Origin of the sequence: Halorhabdus sp. CUG00001 (assembly GCF_009797925.1) — an archaeon.
In the GTDB taxonomy this organism is placed as follows: Archaea; Halobacteriota; Halobacteria; order Halobacteriales; family Haloarculaceae; genus Halorhabdus.
This window is the reverse complement of the sequence record NZ_VOLB01000001.1, coordinates 2,468,840-2,486,458: the sequence shown is the minus strand read 5'-3', so window position 1 is coordinate 2,486,458 and position 17,619 is coordinate 2,468,840. Positions and strand designations below refer to the sequence as shown.

Below are 17,619 nucleotides of genomic sequence, written 5' to 3'. Positions count from 1 at the left end.
CGGCGTCAGAAGGATGGACTCGGCGGGATTTGAACCCGCGGCCTTCCCCGTGCCAGGGGGATGATCTACCGCTGATCTACGAGCCCGCGTCGTCACCGAAGAGTATCCGACGGGATTTCTTAAACCCATCGAACCAGTGACCGCGACGGCGAGCCAGTGCTGGCCAGAGAAACGGCCACAATAGCTTTGCCCGTTCGCCGGGAATTATTCGGGCATAGGACCACAGCGAGCGGCCATCGACGGCTGTAGGCGGCGAAACCGACCCATGGAACGCCACCACACCCGAGCCCCGAGATCGGTGCGGCCTCGCGATCGCGGCCAGACGACACTGGATTTCGCGTTCGGGATCGGTCTCTTCGTGCTGGTACTGGCCTTCGCGTTCACCTTCGTCCCGGGAATGCTCCAGCCGTTCGAACAGGGCACCGACGCCGAGACGGTCGGGGCCAATCGCGCGGCGGACACTCTCGCGGAAGGCATGCTCGGCGACCCAGCCACACCGTACGTCCTCGAGACGGCCTGTACCGTCGGCTTCTTCGATGCTGGCGTCCCGGCCGGGTGCAACTACGACGGGACGACGGCGACGGATCGGCTGGCGATCGGTCCCTTCCAAGACGTCAACGTCACGCTGGAGGGGTCGATATCGGGATCGACGTATCAGTTGCTGTGCTGGAACGGGACGGCACTGGCCGAAGTCGAGTCACCGGACTGCGGGGCCGGCGACCGGCGACTGGCGACGGGAGAACCCATTCCGGACGGCGCAGTGCCGACAGTGAGCGCCAGACGCGTCGTCTCTATCGAGGGAACGACCGCGGTTATCCGGGTGGTGGTCTGGTGATGGCCCCCCCGACAAGTCGAGAGAGCAGCCGACAGTCCACCGGCGGACGAGCCCAGGCACACACGCTCGAAGGGATTATCGCGGGCTTGCTCGTGCTATCGAGTATCGCCTTTGCCCTGCAGGTGACGGCCGTGACGCCACTGTCAGCGAGTACGTCGAGTCAGCACATCCAAAACCAGCAACGAGCGGCAGCGACCGGCGTGCTTGCCTCGGCGGCAGAGAGTGGCACGCTCGAAAGCGCTGTCCTCTACTGGAACGAGAGCGGGCCGTCGTTCCACGAGGCGGGGCCACGCGGCCGCTACGCCTCGGCCCCGCCAAACGAATTCGGTGCGTTGCTCGCAGAGACGTTCGACCGCCGCGGAATCGCGTACAACGTCCGGATTAGCTACGCTATCCCAGGGGGCGAACGGCGACGGATTCAGATGGTCTATCAGGGCGCCCCAAGCGACAGTGCCGTCCGGGCGAGTCGGCTGGTGACGCTGACCGACGCGGCCGTTCTCAGAGCGGCCGACGAGACACCGACAGGTACGAACGTCTCAGCGACGGACTCGTTTTACGCGCCGGACGCGAGTGCGAGCGGGCTGTACAACGTGGTCCGCGTGGAGGTGGTCGTGTGGCGCATCTGAGCGGAGACGGGCAGCGACGAGAGGATCGCGGACAGATCATCCTGTTGATCGGGTTCACGCTGGCGGTAACGTTCGTTGCGCTGGCGTTGATTCTCAATTCGGCGATCTACGCAGAGAACCTCGCAACCCGGAGTGACACAGCAGCCGGTGGTGGGCCGATCGAGGTCCGCAACGAAGCAGAAAGCGGGGTAGCGTCGCTACTCGCATACGTCACTGCGCACAACAACACCGACCAAAGCGCCATCACAGACAACCTGACGACAGCTATCGACGAGTACAGTACACTCGCCGGCCGGCAAGGGGCCGTCGACGGCCGATTGTCGAACGTCGCCGTCGAGTCGGTCACACTTGGCAGCCGGCTCGTCCAACCCGACTCAGGGCGCAATCTGACGAATCGAAACGGGACGGCAAACTGGACACTGGCCAGGGGCATCAAAGCGCGCTCGCTCGTCTTCGAAGTCAGTGACAACCGGACGACGAGCGACTCGTGTTCCCCAGGTGGCGAGTGCTTCGAACTCACCGCCACGTCCGGGGGCGACGTCTGGCGGATGGCCGTCTACGAGAACGCGACCGACGTGGTTGTCGAGATCGAAGGAGCTGGCGGCGCGACGACCACGTACAGTCCGCCCGAGGACTCACCGCCGGTCCGGATCGATCTCGGTGCGGGAACGGTCAACGGACACGACGTCCCGGCCCTACAGGCGAACGTGCCCGCCCCGCCCTACGAGCTTGGGATCGTCCACGGCGACCTGGCCACTGGGTCGTTCGAAGTGATCGTCGACGACGAGACGATCGCGGCCAGTCCCGATCCGGACCGGTATTTCGAACCGGGCTCGTCGGGGTCTCCCCGGGTAACCCATGCCGCCTACGCAACGGCGATCCGGCTCACTCAACGGAGTGAGCGCATCGTCTACAACGGAACCGTCCGGGTCGCCCCGGGTGAGTGGCCGTGATCGACTGGGACGTCTCGACGCGTGGGAGTGAGCGGGCCGTATCGACGACCGTCTCGTACGTGCTCACACTCGGGATTGGCACGCTACTGGCGACTGGGCTCATCTTCGCGGGCGGGCAATTCGTCTCCGAGCAGCGCGAGCAGGCAATTGAAACGGAGATGCAGATCGTCGGCGAGCACCTAGCCAGTGACATCGAACAACTCGATCGGGTCGTCAGTGCCGACCCGACGGGGATCGACACAGGAAAAATCAACCGCCGAATGCCGACAACAATCGCTGGGGAATCATATATCGTCGAACTCCGGAGCGGTACAAATGCGTCCCTGCAACTCCGGACGGAGAGCCCGGACGTCTCGGTGACGATCCCCGTCCAGAAGACGACGGCGGTCAGCCCGAGTGTCACAACCGGCGGCACAGTCGTGATTCGGTACGACGCCGTAGAAGGCAAGATCGAGGTAGACGATGCCTAAGGGTCGACTGGACGAACGCGGGCTGAGCGATGTGATCGGCTTCGTCCTCGTGTTCGCACTGATCATGGCGAGCGTCGTCTTCGTCTCGACGAGCGGGCTCACAGCACTCGCGGATATCCGGACGAGCGAACAGCTCGACAACGCCGAGCGAGCGTTCGACGTGATCGCCGAGAATCTGATGGACGTCTACGCGGGCGGTGCCCCGAGCCGCGCGACCGAAGTCGATCTCGCATCAGGCAGTCTCTCGCTTGGGACACCGATCACGATGAACGTCACGAACGGGTCTGCGACGCTGGTCGAACAGCAGATCACGCCGATCATCTTCCGGGGGGAAGGCGACGCACAGATCGTCTATGCGGGCGGGGCCGTCTTTCGGACGCGAGATACCGGGGGTGTCGTCGTACGTGAACCACCGATGGTCGTCTCGTCCGACGGCGTCCACGTGACCGTCGTCGGCACCCGGGCTCGAAACGAGAACACCGTCAGCGGCGGCACCGTCCGACTACGGAGCGAACAGTCCTCGGAGTTTCTGGCAGTCTACGACACCGAGGATACCCTCTGGGTCAACGTCACGTCACCGCGCGCCGAGCAGTGGAAAGCCGCCCTCGAAGGCCCGGCCGTCACGTGTGTCTCCGGTGGCGCGACGCCGAGCGACGTTACCGCGTGTGAGTTGACTGGCGGGACAGCAACGTCGGTCGCGGTGTCAGTCGTTCGGATCGACGTCTCTATTTCGACATGAAACGGCGCCCTTCCCGGGGGAACGTCAATCGAGTTCGATGTCGATCTCGTTTTCAGTGATGTGCAGATACGTGAGATACTCCGCAGACGTCGTGGACCCAAACGAGAGCGTTCCCGTCGAAGTACTCTCGTCGACGCGACTGGACCCGCCGGGACCGTCTGTCACCGTGAGGTCGTACTGCGGACCCAGCAGTCCCATGTAATGGGTGACGAGGAAGCCAAGCTTGGCCGTCTCACCCACGTCACGCTGGCCGGGATCGACGCCGTGGACGTCGAGGGTCTTCGTCGGGCCGGTGATCGACTCACTGGTGATCTGTGACCCGAAGTACCACTTGTTCGAACTGCCACTGACGCCCGGCATGGCCTCGATATCGTCGTACGTCATGGTAACGTCGCCGAGCAGATCGACTGTCAGCTCGCCGCTGGGACACGACACGGAAACATCGGCATTGGTGTTTGGGTCGATCGTCTCGTTGCGCCACTCCTCGTGGGTGTAGTCGCTGCCGGTGTCGTTGAAGTAATAGACGCTGAGTCGGAGCTCGCCGTCGAAGGAGCCACTCTTGCACTTGCCGGGATTCGAGGACTGAAAGTGCGCTTCGAACCCCTCGTCGCCTTCGTCTGCGTACAACGACCAGTGCATGTTACCGTAGTGGCCGTCCGGATTGAGTGTGAGTTCGAAGTCGGTCACCGGATGCGTCGACGCGATCCCCTGGACGGAGAGAGAATTGCCGTCCAGTGGCATCGCGAAGTCACCGACGCTGCCGCCGACGGTCTCTAGGGTGAGTTGCACCGACTGGTTGTTCTTGTAGATCTCGATATCGCCGTCAGTTCGCTGGTTGAAGTACCGAGCCCACCCCAGGTAGTAGCGACTTTCGACAGTGATACGGACGGTCCCGTTGCGGATCGGATTGTCGTAGGGCAACTCGTTGCCCGCGGCGTTGGGATCGTACGGGGCACCGATCTCACTGGACCCATCCGGCGTCCCAGAGCTGTTTGGGAAGACGTTCCGGGCACGCTCTCCTGGCCGGACGACCGCCCGTGGACCGCCGGACGCGGCATCGATATCCGTGTTTGCGAGGCGAACGATCGGCAGGGTCAACGTCGCCGACCGGTAGTGAAATTCCGGCGGCGAGAGTAACAAACTGCCGCCGTTTGCCCCGCGTCGCCAGACGCCACCACCCTGATAGGCGATTTCCGTCTCGCCCGACATGAAGACGAGCGCACCCAGGGATTCGTTGTACATCGTCTCCGTCCGCTTCTCTTTGCTGTAATTGTAGTGGGTGACTGTGATTCGGCCGGCGTCCGGTCGGACCTCGTAGGAGCCTGCCCCGGTGCCAAAAGTCACCGACTGGGTATCGGCGTCACCGAGTCCAACCAGTGCCGCCCGCGAGTCAAACAGGGTCATCGAGTTGATCGCCCGCTCGGTGCCGACCTGTTTCTGGGTGTCGTTCAATGCCGTCGTGCCGACGACGCCCAGAATCGCGACGCCACTGACGATCAGCCCGAGCAACAACACTGTCCCGAGTGCCTCCGACTGAGCGCGCTCACCGGACCCGGGATCGATCATCACCGAGAATTCGTGATCAGCGGGGATAAGTCGACTGGCCGTTGCCGGTACGGTCGATTCACAACGAGTACGTGACCGAACGATACAATCACGAAGTAGAAACCGTTTAGTGGCCAAGCGAGAACAGTTCGGTGGGAACACACGACCGCAAATCTGACTCGTCGCGCGGGCGTCGATGACGCCTCAGGCCTCTTTCGCCGTGCGCGACTCGGGATTGCGGACGTGTCCGGCAGTTCGGGGTCCGAATGGACCTGCGAGCGGCCACACGTAGCGGTCTGTGTCGTTCCAATCTCAGACCATGGCACGAATGCACACACGCCGTCGTGGCTCGTCCGATTCGGACAAGCCCGCGGCAGACGATCCGCCGGAGTGGAGTGACGTGGACAGCGAGGCAATCGAACAGCGCGTCGTCGAACTCGCAGAACAGGGCCACGAGCCCAGCGAGATCGGCATCAAACTTCGAGACGAAGGCGTCCAGGGGACCCCGATCCCGGACGTCTCGCTGGCCACTGGCAAGAAGGTGACCGAGATTCTCGACGACCACGACGCCGCGCCCGAGCTTCCGGAAGACCTCCGGAACCTGATGGCGCGGGCCATTCGCCTCCGTGAACACATGGAGGACAACCCCGTCGACCACCAGAACAAGCGCGCCTTACAGAACACCGAGTCGAAGATCCGTCGCCTGGTCGATTACTACCGTGGCGACGAACTCGACGCGGACTTTACCTACAGCTACGACGTCGCCGTCGAGCTCCTCGAATAGATGGCCACGACCGGTCGCCAGTCGCCAGACGCCGACGCCCTCGCTTCGAGCCTCCGGGACGCCGGTTTCGTCCGGCTGGCCCCGGCAGCGACGGGTGACGGCATCGGGGCTGCTGGCGTCCTCGCGAAGACCCTCGATGCGATCGACATCCCGTTTCAGATCAGCGTCGTGACCGACGCTGCACCGACGCGGGCCACCGAAGCCGACCTCGTGGTCGCACTCGATCGAGCCAGTCCCGATGCCGACGCGACCATCGGCGAGCACCGAGCGGCGAGTGCGGCGGCGTTCGACGTCGCCCGGACACTCGCTTGCGAGCACGCCGATCCGGCACTGGCCGCCGCCGGGGCCGTCGCTGCTGGCGCAGAACCAACAGGGACCCTCACGGAGGCACTCATCGAGGCGGGTATCGAACGCCGACCTGGCGTCGCTGTCCCGACCGACGACCTCGCGGACGGACTCGCTCACTCGACGCTCGTCCACGCCCCGTTCTCGGGCGATCCCGACGCCGTTCGGGACGTCTTAGAGACGGCGACCCGACCCGACGACGAGGAGACACGCCGTCAGGTCGCCTCGCGAGTCGCCCTCGAAACGATCGGTGCCGAGGGGGCGACAGCGCGAGCGGCGACCGCCGTCGAAGGCGTCTTGCGCCCACACGCAGGCGGCCCGTTCGGGACCGTCGGAGGCTACGGAGACGTCCTCAGGGCGACAGCGCGGGAAGACCCAGGCACGGCCGTCGCACTCGCGCTCGGCCACGACGTGCAAGCGGCCGCTCTGGAGGCCTGGCGAAGACACGCCAGTGCTGCACACGAGACGCTCCATGCGGCAACGGTCCGGCGTCACGCCGGCCTCGTCGTAGTTGGGGCCGACGGGCCGATCAGGACCGTCGCTCGCTTGCTGGGGGCATTCCGCTCACCCGAGGCACTCACGCTCGTCCACGATGGCGACCGCATTGGGCTCGCGGCCGCCCGAAAGCGAGACGCCACAGCCGTCCTCGAATCAGCCACGGCATCGTTCGATCTCTCGGGACAGGTCACTGGTGACCCCGACCTGGCGACCCAGCCGTACCCAGGCGACATCGATGCACTGGTCACCGCGATCCGCGAGGTGATCCGCGATGAGTGAGCGCCGGGCGACCATTACGACGAGCCACGCGGACGCCGAAACGGCGACCCGTCTCGCGCGGGCACTGCGACCGGACAACACCGAGGAGATGGCGACGACGACCGACGAGGCGACCGTCGAGACGACGATCGAGCGAGCCACGACGGGTGGCCTCGCCGCGACCGTCGACGACTACGTGGTGAACCTCTCGGTCGCCGCCGATCTCACCACAGACAGACACACCGACACCCATGAGTGAACGCTCAGTCTCACGACAACGACAGGAAAAGCAGTGGTACACCGTCCTCGCCCCGGAGGAGTTCGACCGGGCCGAGATCGGTGAGACACTGGCAGACGAACAGGAGAAGGCGATCGACCGGACCATCGAGACGACGCTCGGTGACCTCCGGAACGACGCCGGCGAGAACAACACCAAGCTGACCTTCCGTATCCGCGAACTCGGCAGCGACACGGCCTACACGGAGTTCATCAGACACGAACTCACGCGGGACTACCTCCGCAGTCTCGTCCGCCGTGGCTCCTCGAAGGTCGAGGCCTACGTGACGGTACTGACGACCGACGACTACCGCGTCCAGATCCAGCCCGTCGCCCTGACGACCAAGAAGGCCGACGCCAGCCAGGAGCAGGCCATCCGCGAGCAGATGGTCGACATGATCGAAGACGCCGCCGAAGAACGCACCTTCGAGGACCTCGTCGACAGCGTCGTCGAGGGACGCCTCTCGAGTGCGATCTACAACGAAGCGACGACGATCTACCCGCTGCGCCGCGTCGAGATCCAGAAAGCGACCTTGGAGGCCCGCCCCGAAGAGGTCGCCGAAGAAGAGGAGACCAGCGTCGAAGTCGACGAGTAGACCACTGGTTTCGCTTTTGACTCCGTGTCATCGAAGCATTCATAGCTGATTAGCTGCGGTGTAATCCCCAGGGATAGGGACAAGGACGAGAGCGGGACTGATACTGTCTACTGCGTGAACAGGGAGTTCTCCGGCCTCTATGTTATCGAGTCCATGGGTTTATTCCTATGCACCTAATACCATAGGGTAACGGATGGCGTCCGACACGACCATCGAGGACTGGCAGGATGTCGAAAACGGCTACGTCGTCGACGTGACCATCCGTCAAACGGAGATCGAGACGTATCCGAGTGGATGAGACTACAGCCTTCACCTCGGGGAAATTGGCGGCGACACCATCCTCCGCTACGACAACGCCCACGAACGGACGAAAGGTCACGAGCGTCATACCCGGGACGGTGTCGAAACCATCCAGTTCCCCGGGATGTTGACGCTCTACGACCGCTTCACGCGGGAAGTTGAAGAGATGACCCCCGTCTCGTGGAACTGGCCGACGTAGGACGCCTCCAGGAGAGACATCATGCCCACGCTCAAAGTCACCGTCGGCGAACGCGACCGTCTCGATCAGCGCACGCGTAGCCGCATCAAGGCCGCCCAAGAGGGTGAAGACCTCGACGACAGCCAGCCGGTACTCAATTTCGGCTCGTACGCTGAACTCAGCCGCCTCCTCAGTCCGAAGAATCTAGAACTGCTCGAGGCGATTTCCGAACACGACCCTGCGAGTATCAGCGAAGCCGCCGAACTGGTGGATCGAGACTACAAACAAGTCCATCGGAACCTTTCTGAACTCGAGGACATCGGTGTTCTCGAGTTCGAAGGTAGCGGATCAGGACAGGCGAAGAAGCCGACGCTGGCTTACGACGGTCTCGAAATCGACATTCCCTTTGCGGGATCGAGTGGCAACGTCGACACAGCCGCGCCGTGATCTAGCCGTCCTCAGCGGGTTATAGAACCGTTCACAGTCGGTTTGCTGGGGTGCAACCCAGAGAGGAAATGTCGATAGAGATATGATTACAGAAGAGAGTGCAAGATATAGAGACTGAGTTCAGCAAAAAGCGTTCGAGTCTCTCCAACTGACTCATGCGATTAACTGTTGACTTATCTTCACCTAATCAAATTGAAGACTGCCTCGGTCTATGCCCCTCTCGACATATTCTTCGTTGTCCTTTCACGGTCCACGCGATACCGTTTTGCCCTCTCAGGGATATATCGTGCTTGAGTAGAACACATGGGCGGATGGATACCCCATATTACGCAAGCCCAACTGAACATTTTAGCGACTGCTGGAGCATTGTTAGCCCCCCTAATTGCACTAACAATATACTATCATAGAAGGTATACAAGACGGAAGCGTATTGCGGGGGCCTTAATTCAAGAGATTCAACAGAATCGGTATTGGGCGAACGGACAGCAACCACACTATGATCAACATGGCATTGTAGGCTTGTCAGAAACTTTTCAGTACCCGAATCAACAGTTCTCCAGTGAAGAAGAATGGAAAGAAAGTCTGGGTGAAGAACTGCCGACACCTAAAGTGGTGGTCCCCAATTATGAAGCGGGAGATATACCACCGTCAGCCAGAGCATCATCAACAGTCTATGAATCCACAGCATCGGAAATCAGTAGATTCAATCAAGACTTGGCGGAGGATTTGGTATCGTACTACCACCAGTTAGACTATATAAAGGAACTGAACGATATTATCCATGAGGGCCAAGAACTTCCACCTGCGGCATACAGTATACTCTCAGATAATTTGGATATATACATCATCGAGAACGAGGACTTAGAACGCGAATTAGAAATCGAGATGAAGCGATTTCCGCAGACGTATCGCTACGGAACGGAGGCAAAGGAGCATATATCAAACGCCGCAGATGAGATTTCTACCCGAGTATCCGAAGTGACTGAGTCGTAGATTATTGATCCTCCTGTATACCGACCCTGAGTGAATGGTCCTTCCAATCTAATTGATTTAGAGGCCCCATTCGTAGAGGGGTTACAAGATACACGCGCTGTATCTTGCACGCGTGTCGTGGCAGAACTTGGATAGACGAAGCCTGCAAAGCGTTCTTTGACACGCCCTTCCGACGGAACGGCCGAACGAACAACGAGGAGTGCACCGACCGGGAAAAAGCATAAGTCATTATCGCGATAATCATTATCCAGATAATGACCTTCTACGACCGGGCTGAGGAACTCGAGGCGGTACGATCCGCGTTCGAGTCGCCGGGGCACGACTACTACGTCGTCTACGGTCGTCGTCGGGTCGGCAAGACGGCACTGCTCAAGGAGTTCTGTGCCGACCGACCGCACATCTACTATCTCGCCGCCGAGGAGGCACAGCAACGCCAGCGGGAGAAGTTCGTCGAACGGATCGCCGAGCGGTTCGACGAACGCGTGCCGCGGACGGAGACCTGGCCGGAGGCACTCGAGTACCTCGGTGAGAAGATTCACGAGGAGTCGATCGTCGTCGTCATCGACGAGTTCCCGTATCTCGTCGCGGAGAATGACTCGCTACCGTCCTACGTGCAGGGATTCGTCGACGAACAGCTCCAACACACCGAGTCCATGCTCGTCCTCTGTGGATCGAGCGTCGGGACGATGGAATCCGAAGTGCTGGGCCACGAAAGTCCACTCTATGGGCGACGAACGGGCCAGATAGACCTCCAACCGTTCTCGTTCGCCCAGGCTCGAGCCGTGATCGACTACGAGTTTCGGGACGCTGTCCGGTCATATGCGGTCACTGGCGGGACGCCGATGTACCTCACGCTGTTCGACTACGCCCGGTCGCTCGCCGAGAACGTCCGCGAACACGTCCTCACTCCGACCGCGGTGCTGTACGACGAGCCGCGGTTCCTCCTCCAGAGCGAGTTACGGACGCCAGCGCGGTACCTGAGTATCCTCGAGGCGATCGCGACGGGCCATACGACGCCGAACGAGATCTCGGGGGAGGCCGGTATCGACTCCGGACCGCTCTCGAAGTACCTCCAGACGTTGCGACGTCTCCGCCTCGTCGAGCGGGAGGTTCCGGTCACGGCGTCGAGAAAACAGTCCAAACGATCCCGTTATCGCGTGGCGGACGAATTCCTGCGGTTCTGGTTCCGGTTCGTCGAACCGCGCCGGTCCAGTATCGAAGAAGCGCCGGAGATCGTCTACGAGGGAACGATCGAGCCGAACCTGCCGGATCACGTCGCGAGCGTGTTCGAGGACATCTGTCGGGAAGCGCTCTGGCAAGCGATCCGGCAAGAGCGACTGGGTCCCTATGCCGAAATCGGTCGGTGGTGGTACGGTGAGGACGAGATCGATCTGGTCGGCCTCGCCCCAGAGGACGACCGGATACTTCTGGGTGAATGCAAGTGGACGACCGAGCCGGTAGGTTCCGGACTCGCCGAGGCACTTCGGGAAAAAGCGGATCGTGTGCGCTGGGGGCCGGAAACACGGGACGAACAGTTCGCTCTCTTCTCGAAATCCGGATTCGAGCCTGGACTCGAAACGGAACTCGGTGACGACTGGTCCCTGTTCGACGCAAACGATTTTGACGAGCTGCTGTCGACAAGCTGATTTCCCCCGTCCTTACACAGAAAGATCCACAGGAATGAGTGTGGGCTGGAACAGGTAGCCCATCCGTTTGGCCGCGTCGAGATCCAGAAAGCGACCTTGGAGGCCCGCCCCGAAGAGGTCGCCGAAGAAGAGGAGACCAGCGTCGAAGTCGACGAGTAGACCACTGGTTTCGCTTTTCGGTGACGTGTCATAGACCCACGCACAGCCGAGTTGCTGTGGTCCAGGCCAGGATACCATCGAGACAGGGCTACGTACCGAAGAGAGTGCAAGGGACCGCGTACCGAATCCGCATGGACAAACCAAGACGGCAGGTGACGACGAACAGGGACTTGCCGCCCCGCAGAAGGCGTCGGTAACGAACCCGGTGTCAGTCGAGACGAAGACAGCGCCGGATCGAGCAAGAGCCAGCACGGATCACCCGCGATACATCGGTATACCCGTCCAGATCAGTACTGCCCAGCAGCCTGCATCCGCGGTCCTCAACGGTGGCGGGAGGGGCGGTGGCTGCATTTCCGAAACAGGCCATTCACACGTTTGAAAATGGCGGGCATATTCTTTTCTGCGTCTACTGCGTAGCCAAGGTCGATTCATGCCGTCACCGTGGGCCGATCCCGCTGGCTTGGTGTATCTCGGTCTGTTCGGGCTCAGCGGAGTCGGCTGTCTGCTCCTCGTTCCCCGTGCCAGAACGTTCGACGATCCGGAGGTACGGCGCGGGATGGTGTGGTTGCTGGCGACAACGGGGGCGTGGGGGGTATTCAAAACGGTGTTTTTCCTGGCCCCGGATCCGTTCCGGGAACCGGCCTACACAGTCGGTCTCATCTGCGGGTTCGGGACCGTCTGGGCCTGGTTGTACTTCTGTTCGGCCTACACCGGGCGGACGCTCCATCGAAACCCCACACTGCGGCGCCTCGGCCTCGGTGTCTTTCTCACTGTAGCGGTGCTCAAACTCACGAACCCGCTCCACGACATGTACTTCACGACTCGGGAGGTGACGACACCGTTTCGATATCTGGCGATCGATCACGGGCTGCTCCACTGGGGGGCAACCGGACTATCGTACGTACTCGCGGCTGTGGGGTTGTTCATGATGCTTGAGCTGTACGTCCAGTCGGGCTACGACACCCGCCCACTCGGGGTGCTGACGGGGATGCTCGCCGTGCCAATCGTCGTCGACGTTGCCGCGACGGTGACACCACAGCTGATAGACGTGATTTACGCTCCGATCGGCGTCGCAATCTTTGCGGTCGGAACGATGTTCGTCTTCGGGCCGCGCTTTTTGGCGGTTCGAAGTACCGTCCAGAGTGGCGTCCCGTCGATATTTCTGGACAGGGATGGCCGAATACGGGATTACGCTCCCGAAGCGACGAGCGCGTTCCCGGCACTTGCGGGTGGGGCCGGTGACCGCCTCGCGGACGTGCTCCCGGAAGTGGCAACAGCGATCGACACTGACGACCGGATCGTTAGCGACGAACGCGGTGAACAGACCCAGTACTATCTGGTCTCCACGAACGACATGGGAGTCGGGGAGTCAAAAGCGCAGGTGGTGACACTCACGAACGTGACCGGTATCGAGCGAAAGCGTCGAAAGCTGAACCAGCGCGAACAGGAGCTTGCCGAGCAAAACGAGCTCTACCGGGCCGTCATCGCCGCGAGTTTCGCCTTCGTCTTCCAGATCGACGTCGACGAGCAAGCGTTCACGTTCGTGTCTCCGTCTGTCGAGAAGTTTCTGGATTACAGTGCCGAGGAAATCGATGGCGAGCCGATCGATATCGTCATGCCCGACGACCAGACGAGGGACTTGGCCCGGGAGTATCTCGACCAGGTGGCGGGCGGCGAGAAAATCCAGGTGCGGGATTTCCCGTTGGCGAACCGCGAGGGGCAAACGGTGTACGCGGACATCCGCGTGGTACCGATATACGAGCCAAGCGCCGGAGACGAACCCAAAACGGCCGACGATATCGTCGGGGCACAGGCGATGGTTTGGGACGCGACCGAGCGGCGACGACGGGAGGGACTGATCAGCGTGATCAACCGCGTACTGCGCCACAACGTCAGAAACAAGCTCAGTGTGATCAACGGGTACGCGGAGTACCTGGCGGATGACCTCGATGGTGATGGGGCATCGAAAGCCACCCGGATCGTCGAGACCGCCGACAGGCTACTCGATCTCACCGAATCGGCCCGCGAGATCGAAGCCAACCGGGAGCAGTCACCGGAACTGGAACCCGTCGACGTCGTCCCGATCGTCGAGGAGGGCGTTCGGAAACTCCGGGAGCAGTATCCTGAGGCGTCGGTAACACTCGATAGCCCCGAGACGGCCGTCGCGGAGTCGCTACCACGCGTGCGGACGGCCCTGTGGGAACTCCTCGACAACGCCGCAAAGCACGGCGGCGACACCCCGTCTGTCGAGATCGGGGTGACAGAGACAGACGACCGGATTGTGCTCACCATCGCAGACGACGGACCGGGGATCCCGGAGAGTGAACGGGAGGTGCTGTCGAACGGGGTGGAGGAATCGCTCGTTCACGGCCAGGGCCTGGGGTTGTGGCTGGCCTACTGGCTCGTCAGGAACCTCGACGGCGAAATCGAGATTCCGGAGTACGAACGGGGGACGACGGTCGAGATTCGGCTTCCGGTGTCTGCGACAACGTGACTGTTCGAAACACGACGGCCGGATCACCACGCCAAAGCAGGTTTCGGCGTCGGAAAGTGAGACCGCAAACAGCAATACTCGGGCGGGGAGCAGACACCGTGAGTGAACGGACTGTCCGGTTCGTAGACACGCTGTCGGCTACGGGACCGGACGGACGGCGAATCGGCCGCCGAGCGGGAAAAGAGACGGGCCGCCCCAGCAGCTACTCGCCGGACAGTGACAGTCCGTGACAGTCTCGTAGGAGTGTGCGCGCTCAGCTATACCGGGTCGCGACCCAGTCGATAATCACGCCGTAGGCTAGTCCGGCGAAGAAACTCGGCCAGTCACGGAACTCGCTCGTGAACGTGATCGCCGCGGTCACGGCAAGTCCCAAAACGAGCCCCCGAACGAACACGTTGTACTTCGAATCGACGAATTCGAGCCCACCCGCCAGCCCGATCACGAGCCCCATGACGACGCGATTGTACCACATCGAGAAGAGGAACAACTCGTTGCCGTCGAATCCGATCCGAAGTCCGACCCCGAAGATACAGAAAACTCCCAGAAACGCCCCCATGAGGAGTCCGATGCTGAGCCGTCTGTTCATGGGCTGTCGTTGGGTGGATCGCGAATAAGCATTTGCCTCGGTGCCGGCTCTGGACTGGAAAATCGCCGTCGATGTCGACTCGATGGGTCGGCGTGACACGAAAACGTTCAGAGTCGCCGTCGCACCTCGTCAAGGACGGTCGGTGGCAGGTCGAGTGTCGCCAGGAGGTCGTGCTGTTGCTCCTCGCTACCGTAGCCGGCGGCGAAGCCGTTGAGGCGGGCGGCAACCGTCGAGGCAGTGAAAACATCGCCATACAGGTCTTCGAGTTCGTCGGCGACCACGGGTAGCGTCCGCAGTTCGTACTTCTGATGGTAGTCTTCGGCGGGATAAAACTGATCGAGTAGCTCTACCGTGGTGGCGACTGACTGTCCGGTTCGACCTGCGAGCGCCGCGCGGGAACGCTCGGCGACCTCCTGCTGTGTGTCGTCGTGGGTGAGGATGACACCGCGATACTGGCGTTTCTGCGAACCCGTCCAGTCGTGGTTCGCCCAGACAACGTCCAAGAGTTCGGCGTAGGTCCAGGTATCGGGATCGTATTCGAGCTGGACGACTTCGGTGTGATCACCCAGGTCGTGGTAGGTTGGGTCGGGCGCGGTGCCGCCGGCGTAGCCCACTCGCGTCCGGACGATCCCCTCTTTGGCTCCGAACAGGGCGTCAGGGCCCCAGAAACAGCCCATGCCGAACGTCGCCGTCTCGGTTTCCGCGGGCCTCAACGCTTCGGCATCGCGGGCTAGCGTCGTCGGCTGGTTGGTGGGCAATTCAATCCCGGACATACCCGTTTCAGTAGACGGTGAGATATGGGTTTATCGCCGTTTCGGGCCGGTCGTCGTGGCGTTCCTCGACGGCCCGCCGCCGCTCTTCGTCGTTGTCGATCGGTGAGGCTGTCACACTGCCAGACAGGGCTCGGGACCGCAAAAGCAGTGGGCCGCGACGGCACCATCTCTCGGGCGACGATACGCAAGTCACTCATACGGATTGCTCTAACTGTTTACCGTGATAACCGCCCGAATGCGAGCGGTTGATATGGTAATGACTTAGAGCAATCCGTATCAGGGCGTTGCGAACGCGCGGATCGTATCCGGCTTGCCGGGTTTGCTGAGCAGTTGTTCGAGTCCGCGTTCGGTGAAGATCGTTCCCCAGTTGCGGCGATACATCGGAAATTCGCCCTTGACAGACGTGATCGTCTCGTCTGTCTTGCCCCCATCCGGATCGGGGCCTTCGTTTTCGACCGTGACGAGCAGATCGCCGGCGACGCGGACAAGCTCGTCGAATACCCACTCGTCGTCCGGGTGAACATGCTGGAGTGTTTCGACTGAGTAAACGACGTCGAAGGCGTCGTCCGGAAACTCGGGGACGAGATCCTCGATCGCACCCGTGTGGAACGTCCCCCCGTCGGCGAGGGCTGGAAAAGCATCAGCCATCACGTCGAAAGCGTCGTCGTTGATGTCGATGCCGGTGAGGTCGTCGAACCCGTTTTCCCGCAGGTGTGCCAGATGTCGCCCGGAGCTACAGCCGAGTTCGAGGATGGACGCGTCCGTGCTACTGTAGTGATCAAGGAGCGTCACGAGGCTGTTGCTCACCTTGTTTGGCCCGAGCTCCGCGTAATACGTCGGCGAGAACTCTCCCGTCCGCTCGGCCCACCCACGGCGATTCCTCGACGGGTCCATACACCCATCACGGGAGCCTGACGCTAAATTCCGTCGCCTACGTCGTGGTTGCGGTTGCAATACCGGCCCGAAAGATGCTTGCAAACAGCACGAACGCACCCGCTCCGATCGCCCCGCCGACGAGAAAGACCCCATCGACGCCAACCGTATAGACGACACCAAACAGTAGCGGCCCAACGGTCTGTCCCAACCGGAGGGCCATATTGTACAGACTTATCGTCGCGCCCCGGAACTGTGCCGGGGCGAGCTTCGTCATGAAAACCTGTACGGTCGGGACGACGAGACCGTGGCCCACCCCGAACAGCGCCAGTGGGAGCAACAGCAACACCGGCGACCCGGCAAACGGAATCAACGCGAGCCCACCGCCATAGCCCAGAAAACCGACGGTAAAGAGCGTTCGCTCGGAGTAGCGCTCGATTAGCCGTCCCGTTTGGGAACTGATCAGGGCGATACAGAGTGACATAGCCGAGAGCAGTCCCCCAATGATTGCCGACGACGAGCCGAATCGTCCTGCGACGAGCACTGGAATGTACGTGATAATTCCCCCATACAGGAGGACGAACGCCAGGAATGCCGCCAGCGAGCCGGCGATCGTTTCGCCTGCCGTCGCAATCGAGAGAAGCTGTTTCAGGTACTCGCGGATCCCGACTGCTCCCGCCGATGCGGGCTCGGACAGCCCGAAGAGTGCCCAGACGGCGATCGGAAACGCGATGGCGTACAGGCCAAAGGGCGCGTACCAGCCGATCGTTCCGAGGAGCCCGCCGATGATCGGGTAGGCGGCTGTCGCGATGCTCAACACACTCGCGTTGAGCCCCATCGCAGCCCCACGCTCGGCCCCGTCGTAATAATCGCCGATCAGCGTCGTCGAGAGGGTAACGAGGCCGGCACCGCCGATTCCCTGGAGGACGCGGAGTGCCAACAGCGTCTGAAACGTCGGCGCGGCCGCCTGAGCGACGCCTGCAACGCTGAACAACAGCAACAACGGCACCAAGACCCCTTTCCGGGTGTAGCGGTCAGCGAGCACGCCAATGAGGACCGAGACCACCACACCGGGGAACGTATAGGCCGTGACGATGAGGCCGATCTGCTGGTCTGTAATCTCGAAGTGTTCGATCATCGATGGGAAGACCGGCGAAATGAGGCTCACGCCCATCACGCCCATCAATGTGACACCGAAGATGATCTGCAGGCGACGTTGCGTATACAGACCGCTCATTACTTCGG

At 61.6% G+C, this 17,619-nt stretch carries 18 protein-coding genes, 1 tRNA gene and 2 pseudogenes; 15 read left to right on the top strand and 6 right to left on the bottom strand.

Features of this window, described 5'->3' with window-relative positions:
- Positions 1 to 14 precede the first annotated feature (14 nt).
- Positions 15 to 86 (bottom strand) — tRNA-Ala (locus FR699_RS12315).
- A gap of 212 nt (positions 87 to 298) precedes the next feature.
- On the opposite strand from FR699_RS12315, the gene FR699_RS12310 reads away from it, so the two are divergent.
- The 5 genes from FR699_RS12310 to FR699_RS12290 are packed head-to-tail and all read left to right on the top strand — an operon-like array spanning position 299 to position 3,623.
- On the top strand, positions 299 to 835 hold the full coding sequence (locus tag FR699_RS12310) for a hypothetical protein (RefSeq protein ID WP_158855581.1): 537 nt from the start codon (positions 299 to 301) through the stop codon (positions 833 to 835).
- A complete protein-coding gene (locus FR699_RS12305; RefSeq protein ID WP_154552486.1) occupies positions 835 to 1,461 on the top strand; it encodes a hypothetical protein in 627 nt (208 codons plus the stop codon). The genes FR699_RS12310 and FR699_RS12305 overlap by 1 nt, the downstream gene beginning before the upstream one ends.
- Complete coding sequence (locus FR699_RS12300) at positions 1,449 to 2,414, top strand: hypothetical protein (protein WP_158855580.1); 966 nt, start codon at positions 1,449 to 1,451, stop codon at positions 2,412 to 2,414. Before FR699_RS12305 ends, FR699_RS12300 begins: the two co-directional genes overlap by 13 nt.
- Positions 2,405 to 2,884, top strand: a complete 480-nt coding sequence (locus tag FR699_RS12295) for a hypothetical protein (protein ID WP_154552488.1) — start codon at positions 2,405 to 2,407, stop codon at positions 2,882 to 2,884. Before FR699_RS12300 ends, FR699_RS12295 begins: the two co-directional genes overlap by 10 nt.
- A complete protein-coding gene (locus tag FR699_RS12290) occupies positions 2,877 to 3,623 on the top strand; it encodes a hypothetical protein (RefSeq protein WP_158855579.1) in 747 nt (248 codons plus the stop codon). The genes FR699_RS12295 and FR699_RS12290 overlap by 8 nt, the downstream gene beginning before the upstream one ends.
- Before the next feature lie 24 nt (positions 3,624 to 3,647).
- On the opposite strand, the gene FR699_RS12285 is transcribed toward FR699_RS12290, so the two are convergent.
- Positions 3,648 to 5,189: a hypothetical protein gene (locus tag FR699_RS12285; protein WP_158855578.1), complete on the bottom strand. Its 1,542-nt coding sequence runs from the start codon at positions 5,187 to 5,189 to the stop codon at positions 3,648 to 3,650.
- Between the two features lie 298 nt (positions 5,190 to 5,487).
- Between FR699_RS12285 and FR699_RS12280 the strand changes: the two genes are divergently transcribed.
- The 10 genes and pseudogenes from FR699_RS12280 (at position 5,488) to FR699_RS12235 (ending at position 14,142) form a co-directional block, all read left to right on the top strand.
- Positions 5,488 to 5,952, top strand: a complete 465-nt coding sequence (locus FR699_RS12280; protein WP_154552491.1) for a 30S ribosomal protein S15 — start codon at positions 5,488 to 5,490, stop codon at positions 5,950 to 5,952.
- Entirely contained in the window at positions 5,953 to 7,074 is a 1,122-nt protein-coding gene (locus tag FR699_RS12275; protein ID WP_158855577.1) for a recombinase RecJ, read from the top strand.
- A complete protein-coding gene (locus tag FR699_RS12270; protein WP_158855576.1) occupies positions 7,067 to 7,312 on the top strand; it encodes a KEOPS complex subunit Pcc1 in 246 nt (81 codons plus the stop codon). The genes FR699_RS12275 and FR699_RS12270 overlap by 8 nt, the downstream gene beginning before the upstream one ends.
- Positions 7,305 to 7,925 carry a 30S ribosomal protein S3ae gene (locus FR699_RS12265; protein WP_154552494.1) on the top strand — a complete coding sequence of 207 codons (621 nt, stop codon included), beginning with the start codon at positions 7,305 to 7,307 and terminating at the stop codon, positions 7,923 to 7,925. The genes FR699_RS12270 and FR699_RS12265 overlap by 8 nt, the downstream gene beginning before the upstream one ends.
- A 193-nt stretch (positions 7,926 to 8,118) precedes the next feature.
- A pseudogene (locus FR699_RS13480) lies at positions 8,119 to 8,424 on the top strand (DUF6516 family protein).
- A 21-nt stretch (positions 8,425 to 8,445) separates the two neighbouring features.
- The gene (locus FR699_RS12255) at positions 8,446 to 8,850 is read left to right on the top strand and encodes a transcriptional regulator (protein WP_158855575.1); all 405 of its coding nucleotides are present in this window, start codon (positions 8,446 to 8,448) and stop codon (positions 8,848 to 8,850) included.
- Between the two features lie 303 nt (positions 8,851 to 9,153).
- Complete coding sequence (locus FR699_RS12250; RefSeq protein ID WP_158855574.1) at positions 9,154 to 9,843, top strand: hypothetical protein; 690 nt, start codon at positions 9,154 to 9,156, stop codon at positions 9,841 to 9,843.
- Between the two features lie 254 nt (positions 9,844 to 10,097).
- A complete protein-coding gene (locus FR699_RS12245) occupies positions 10,098 to 11,489 on the top strand; it encodes an ATP-binding protein (protein WP_158855573.1) in 1,392 nt (463 codons plus the stop codon).
- Positions 11,490 to 11,552: 63 nt separating this feature from the next.
- A pseudogene (locus FR699_RS13375) lies at positions 11,553 to 11,648 on the top strand (30S ribosomal protein S3ae); the annotation flags it as partial.
- Between the two features lie 430 nt (positions 11,649 to 12,078).
- The gene (locus FR699_RS12235; protein WP_158855572.1) at positions 12,079 to 14,142 is read left to right on the top strand and encodes an ATP-binding protein; all 2,064 of its coding nucleotides are present in this window, start codon (positions 12,079 to 12,081) and stop codon (positions 14,140 to 14,142) included.
- Between the two features lie 253 nt (positions 14,143 to 14,395).
- Here FR699_RS12235 and FR699_RS12230 read toward each other — a convergent pair whose 3' ends face one another.
- The 4 genes from FR699_RS12230 to FR699_RS12215 all read right to left on the bottom strand — a co-directional run bounded on the left by FR699_RS12230 (position 14,396) and on the right by FR699_RS12215 (position 17,611).
- Positions 14,396 to 14,728, bottom strand: coding sequence for a hypothetical protein (locus FR699_RS12230; RefSeq protein WP_154552499.1), 333 nt, complete (start codon positions 14,726 to 14,728; stop codon positions 14,396 to 14,398).
- Between the two features lie 107 nt (positions 14,729 to 14,835).
- Complete coding sequence (gene msrA, locus FR699_RS12225) at positions 14,836 to 15,501, bottom strand: peptide-methionine (S)-S-oxide reductase MsrA (RefSeq protein WP_158855571.1); 666 nt, start codon at positions 15,499 to 15,501, stop codon at positions 14,836 to 14,838.
- 276 nt (positions 15,502 to 15,777) lie between these two features.
- On the bottom strand, positions 15,778 to 16,395 hold the full coding sequence (locus FR699_RS12220) for a bifunctional 2-polyprenyl-6-hydroxyphenol methylase/3-demethylubiquinol 3-O-methyltransferase UbiG (protein ID WP_158855570.1): 618 nt from the start codon (positions 16,393 to 16,395) through the stop codon (positions 15,778 to 15,780).
- Positions 16,396 to 16,432: 37 nt separating this feature from the next.
- Positions 16,433 to 17,611, bottom strand: coding sequence for an MFS transporter (locus FR699_RS12215; protein ID WP_158855569.1), 1,179 nt, complete (start codon positions 17,609 to 17,611; stop codon positions 16,433 to 16,435).
- Positions 17,612 to 17,619 lie beyond the last annotated feature (8 nt).

Bases quoted from the DNA above. Each gene is read 5' to 3' on its own strand.
- FR699_RS12220 (WP_158855570.1), bottom strand. From the start codon at position 16,395: ATGGACCCGTCGAGGAATCGCCGTGGGTGGGCCGAGCGGACGGGAGAG.
- FR699_RS12235 (WP_158855572.1), top strand. From the start codon at position 12,079: ATGCCGTCACCGTGGGCCGATCCCGCTGGCTTGGTGTATCTCGGTCTG.
- FR699_RS12305 (WP_154552486.1), top strand. From the start codon at position 835: ATGGCCCCCCCGACAAGTCGAGAGAGCAGCCGACAGTCCACCGGCGGA.
- FR699_RS12230 (WP_154552499.1), bottom strand. From the start codon at position 14,728: ATGAACAGACGGCTCAGCATCGGACTCCTCATGGGGGCGTTTCTGGGA.
- FR699_RS12275 (WP_158855577.1), top strand. From the start codon at position 5,953: ATGGCCACGACCGGTCGCCAGTCGCCAGACGCCGACGCCCTCGCTTCG.
- msrA (WP_158855571.1), bottom strand. From the start codon at position 15,501: ATGTCCGGGATTGAATTGCCCACCAACCAGCCGACGACGCTAGCCCGC.
- FR699_RS12290 (WP_158855579.1), top strand. From the start codon at position 2,877: ATGCCTAAGGGTCGACTGGACGAACGCGGGCTGAGCGATGTGATCGGC.
- FR699_RS12255 (WP_158855575.1), top strand. From the start codon at position 8,446: ATGCCCACGCTCAAAGTCACCGTCGGCGAACGCGACCGTCTCGATCAG.
- FR699_RS12215 (WP_158855569.1), bottom strand. From the start codon at position 17,611: ATGAGCGGTCTGTATACGCAACGTCGCCTGCAGATCATCTTCGGTGTC.
- FR699_RS12245 (WP_158855573.1), top strand. From the start codon at position 10,098: ATGACCTTCTACGACCGGGCTGAGGAACTCGAGGCGGTACGATCCGCG.
- FR699_RS12250 (WP_158855574.1), top strand. From the start codon at position 9,154: ATGGGCGGATGGATACCCCATATTACGCAAGCCCAACTGAACATTTTA.
- FR699_RS12280 (WP_154552491.1), top strand. From the start codon at position 5,488: ATGGCACGAATGCACACACGCCGTCGTGGCTCGTCCGATTCGGACAAG.
- FR699_RS12265 (WP_154552494.1), top strand. From the start codon at position 7,305: ATGAGTGAACGCTCAGTCTCACGACAACGACAGGAAAAGCAGTGGTAC.
- FR699_RS12285 (WP_158855578.1), bottom strand. From the start codon at position 5,189: ATGATCGATCCCGGGTCCGGTGAGCGCGCTCAGTCGGAGGCACTCGGG.
- FR699_RS12270 (WP_158855576.1), top strand. From the start codon at position 7,067: ATGAGTGAGCGCCGGGCGACCATTACGACGAGCCACGCGGACGCCGAA.